The organism is Burkholderia sp. AU4i (assembly GCF_000466765.1).
Lineage (GTDB): Bacteria > Pseudomonadota > Gammaproteobacteria > Burkholderiales > Burkholderiaceae > Burkholderia > Burkholderia cepacia.
On record NZ_ASSI01000203.1, the window covers coordinates 1 to 4,104 of the forward strand.

5 protein-coding genes are annotated in these 4,104 nt (G+C 69.9%); 4 read left to right on the forward strand and 1 reads right to left on the reverse strand.

What is annotated here, in order from left to right:
• Nucleotides 1-965: AAA family ATPase (locus L810_RS35920; RefSeq protein WP_042977594.1), on the reverse strand; the 965-nt coding region annotated here is incomplete at its 3' end.
• Nucleotides 966-1,196: 231 nt separating this feature from the next.
• Here L810_RS35920 and L810_RS35925 point away from each other — a divergent pair.
• The 4 genes from L810_RS35925 to L810_RS35940 all read left to right on the forward strand — a co-directional run.
• On the forward strand, nt 1,197-1,916 hold the full coding sequence (locus L810_RS35925; protein WP_042977599.1) for a nitroreductase: 720 nt from the start codon (nt 1,197-1,199) through the stop codon (nt 1,914-1,916).
• 146 nt (nt 1,917-2,062) lie between these two features.
• Nucleotides 2,063-2,551 (forward strand): hypothetical protein, encoded by a 489-nt coding sequence (locus tag L810_RS35930; protein WP_021163081.1) that lies wholly within the window; start codon nt 2,063-2,065, stop codon nt 2,549-2,551.
• A gap of 5 nt (nt 2,552-2,556) precedes the next feature.
• Nucleotides 2,557-3,372 carry an endonuclease/exonuclease/phosphatase family protein gene (locus L810_RS35935; protein ID WP_021163082.1) on the forward strand — a complete coding sequence of 272 codons (816 nt, stop codon included), beginning with the start codon at nt 2,557-2,559 and terminating at the stop codon, nt 3,370-3,372.
• Nucleotides 3,373-3,534: 162 nt separating this feature from the next.
• The coding region (locus L810_RS35940) for a LysE family translocator (RefSeq protein ID WP_042977596.1) at nt 3,535-4,104 on the forward strand (570 nt) is incomplete at its 3' end.

Sequence of the window (4,104 nt, forward strand, 5' to 3'; positions counted from 1 at the left end):
CGGCGCTTCGCGGCGCCCTCGTCGGCCCGGATGTCGCGCGGCCCGATCGCGTCGCGCCCGTCGAGCCGGGCGGCGCCGAACGCATGCAGCAGCGCGCGGCGCATCGTGCGCGGCGGTGTCGCGGCCAGCACGTCGAGCGCGTCGTCGCCCAGGCTCTCCGGGAAGCGCCGCCCCCACGCATGCGACGTGCGGATCTCGTCGTAGATCGTCTGCGCGATCCGGCGCGCGCCGGCCGCATCGGGCGGCTCGATCTCGTACACGTTCATCCGGTTGAGCAGCGGCTCCGGGATCGCATGCGCATCGTTCGCGGTCGCGATCCAGATCACGTTGCCCGCATCGATCGGCACTTCCGCGAATTCGTCGATGAACGCGCGCGCGGTGTCGTGCTCGAGCAACGCGTACAGCGCGCCGAGCGGATCGTATTGCGCGTCGCTGCCGGCCTTGTCGATCTCGTCGACCGCGATCACCGGGTTCGCGTAGCTGCCGTTCACGAGCGCATCGAACACCTTGCCGGGCTTCGCGTTCTTCCATTGCGACGACGCCCCCGACAGGATCCAGCCGGCCGTCAGCGAACTCATCGGCACGTAGTGGTACGCGGTGCCGAGCAGCTGCGCGAGCGCCTTCGCGAAATGCGTCTTGCCGATGCCCGGGGGCCCGAGCAGCAGGATCGGCATCAGTTCGAGCCGGTCGTCCGTTTCGAGGCACAGCGCGATCTGCTTGCGCACGTCGTCGAGCGGCTCGGCGAAATTGGGCAATGCCTCGCCGAGCGCGTCGAACGACGGCATCCGGTTCGGCTTCACGCAAAAGCGCAGATTGCCCGTCTTGAGCATCTTCTCGTAGGTGGCGCGCAGTGCGTCGCTCGCGCTCTCGTTCAGGTCGCTCAGCGCCGTCTCGACCTGCTCGAGGTCGTACACCGTGCTGAAGGACGCCACCGCCAGTTCCTGTTTCACCATCGCCGTCGTCATACCAACCTCGCTGCCGCTTGCTGTCACACGATCATCAGACCCTTACGATTTCAGTGTAGCGATCCCGTATTCCCGCGCAAGCAAGCAGCCACGCGCGTGTGCTGCTAACACCCCGCGCGCGCTGCACGCCGGCGCACCGGGGCGTATGATCGTCGGTTCACCCACCCGCCGCACCGGCCCGGCCGACCGCGCCCCCCGCGGCGCGTCGGATCTCGCCCCGAAGGTATGCCGATGTCCGTCCCCACTGCTTTCCCGCGCGTCGATGCCGATGCGACCGGCGCCGTCGACGCGGCGCTCACGTCGCGCCGTGCGATCCGCGCGTTCCTGCCGACGCCCGTGCCGCGCGACACGCTCGAGGCGATCCTCGAAGCCGCGAGCCGCGCGCCGTCGGGCACCAACATCCAGCCGTGGCGCGTGTACGTCGCGACGGGCGCCACGCGCGACGCGCTCGCCGCCGCGCTCACCGCGGCCCACGACGATCCCGCGCGCGACGAGAAATACGTCGCCGAGTACGACTACTACCCGCGCGAATGGGTGTCGCCGTATATCGACCGGCGCCGCAAGGTCGGCTGGGACCTGTACGGCCTGTTGAACATCGGCCGCGACGACAAGGCGCGCATGCATGCGCAGCACGCGCGCAACTTCCGCTTCTTCGATGCGCCGGTCGCGCTGTTCTTCACACTCGACCGCGTGATGACACACGGTGCATGGCTCGACTGCGGGATGTTCCTGCAAGGCGTGATGACGGCCGCGCGCGCACGCGGGCTCGATACCTGCCCGCAGGCCGCGTTCGTGCCGTTTCACCGGATCATCGCCGAACACCTCGGCATTCCCGCCAACGAACAGTTGGTCTGCGGCATGTCGCTCGGCCATGCGGACCCCGACGCGATCGAGAACCGCCTCGTCACCGAGCGCGCGAGCGTCGCGGAGTTCGCGCGTTTTTTCGGTTGAAAACGCATGACGCGGCCCTACCTTTCGAACAGGACCGCATCGTGCGGCGAACCTGTCGCGACGCGTCCTGTCACATCACGACCGAAATCGATCGGGCGTAAGATGTGCGTCCGTTCCCCGCTATCGCGCGTTCCCGGAGACGTTTCATGCTGAAACACGGCCTGGCCGTCCTGCTCGCGAGCATCGCGCTCGCCGCCCATGCGCAGAGCCCCGCGCCGGCCTCCGTCGCGTGGGAGATCCAGGTGGTACGCGACGGTCAGACCATCGACACGTTCCAGCAGCGCACCACCGTGGGTCAGACCCGCACCGATACCCATCGCTATCCGTCCGCCGTGCCGGTCGGCTGCGGCAATGCCGCGCGCGTCGTGCCGACCGAGCGCTCGCGCTCGGTGACGGTCGCGCCGCTCACCGTCGATGCCGGCGCGAACACCGTGTCGCTCGCGCTCGACGTGCAGGAAACGCTCGACGACGAAAACGCGACGCGCAGCGATCCGTGCATACCCGCGTCGCCGCGGCAAATCGTCGCGAGCCACCCGGGCCTGACGGTCGGCGCCGACGCGTGGACCGACTGGACGCTCGTCGAGCAGCGTCCGCACCTCGTGTACCGCGTGCGTGCGCACGTCGCGAAGGATTGAGCGTCATGTCCGCCGACGCTCTCTCCCTGCCGTTCGCCGAACCGCACGCCGCGCCCGACGAAATCACCGCGGTGAGCTGGAACCTGCACAAGGGCCGCTCGCCGCTCGGCTTCACCGCGTGGAACGCGATGCGCAACTGGATGCAGTCGACGCACGCCGACGTGTATTTCCTGCAGGAAGCGATGGCGCGCCGCATGCCGCGCCCGATGCTCGCTCCCGGCTTCGGCGCGCCGATGGACGACGCGGTCGACGACGTGTGGCACTGCCAGGCCACGGAGATCGCGCAGGCGCTCGACTGGCAGATCGCGCTCGGGCCGAACGTGTTCAAGCCGTCGTGGCGGCACGGCAACGCGATCCTGTCGCCGCATCCGCTCGACCTCGGCGGCCGCTGGGACATCTCCGCGCACCGCTTCGAGCGGCGCGGGCTGCTGGTCGCGCGGGCGACGCTCGCGGGCGCGCGACCGGTCACGCTGCTGTGCGCGCACCTCGCGCTCACGCGCGCCGCGCGGCTGCGCCAGATGCACTGGATCGCGCACTGGATCGTGCGCAACGCGGGCGACGGCCCGCTGATGCTGGCCGGCGACTTCAACGACTGGCGCAACGATTCGGTCGCGCTGTTCGGCGAGATCGGGTTGTCCGAGGTCGCGACGCTGCTCGGCGAATCGGGCCGCACGTTCCCCGCGTTCTCGCCGGCGCTCGCGCTCGACAAGATGTTCGTGCGCGGGCTGACGCCGCTCGAATGGCGCGCGCCGTCCGGCGAGGCCGCGTGGCTGTCGGACCACCTGCCGTATATCGCGCGCCTGCGCCTCGATCCGCAATAACGGCTATACGGCCGCGAAACGGCCGCAAAACGCTCGCAACAACGGCCGCGACCGCGAATCGATCACGCCTCCGGTCGCCCCTGGCGAGAGCGCGGCCGCGCGGCGCGCGCTACATTAACGGCTTGCCCGTTCCTCCCGCGCCCGCCGCCGGGCCGCGCCGCCATGACCTACCTGCCGATCCTGCTGCAAATCGCCGTCGTCTATCTCGTCGCCGCGATCACCCCCGGCCCGAATTTCTTCATGATTTCGCAACTGTCGCTCGCGGGGCGGCGCAGCCTCGGCGCCGCGTCGGCGCTCGGCGTCGGCACCGCGTCGGTTATCTGGGCCTCGCTCGCGATGCTCGGCCTCGCGGCCGTGCTGCACCAGGTCGAATGGCTGTACGAGGCGATCCGGATCGGCGGTGCCGTGTACCTCGTGTATTTCGGCTTCAAGCTGCTGCGCGCGGGCGTGCGCCGCGACGCGGCACCGGCCGACGCGCCCGACGAACGCGCACCGCTGGCCGCGCCGCACGCGCGCGATTACCTGCGCGCGTATCGCAGCGGCCTGTTCACGTGCCTGACGAACCCGAAATCGTGCGCGTTCTGGACCAGCGTGTTCGCCGCGATGCTGCCCGCGCACGTGCCGCTGTGGTTCAACGGCGCGGTGCTGGTGACGATCGGCGCGCTGTCGGCCGGCTGGTATTCGTGCGTCGCGTACCTGTTCGCGAGCCCGCGCGCGCAGCGCGGCTACCGG

Coding starts and splice junctions, on each gene's coding strand:
- L810_RS35935 (WP_021163082.1), top strand. CDS start 2,557: ATGTCCGCCGACGCTCTCTCCCTGCCGTTCGCCGAACCGCACGCCGCG.
- L810_RS35925 (WP_042977599.1), top strand. CDS start 1,197: ATGTCCGTCCCCACTGCTTTCCCGCGCGTCGATGCCGATGCGACCGGC.
- L810_RS35930 (WP_021163081.1), top strand. CDS start 2,063: ATGCTGAAACACGGCCTGGCCGTCCTGCTCGCGAGCATCGCGCTCGCC.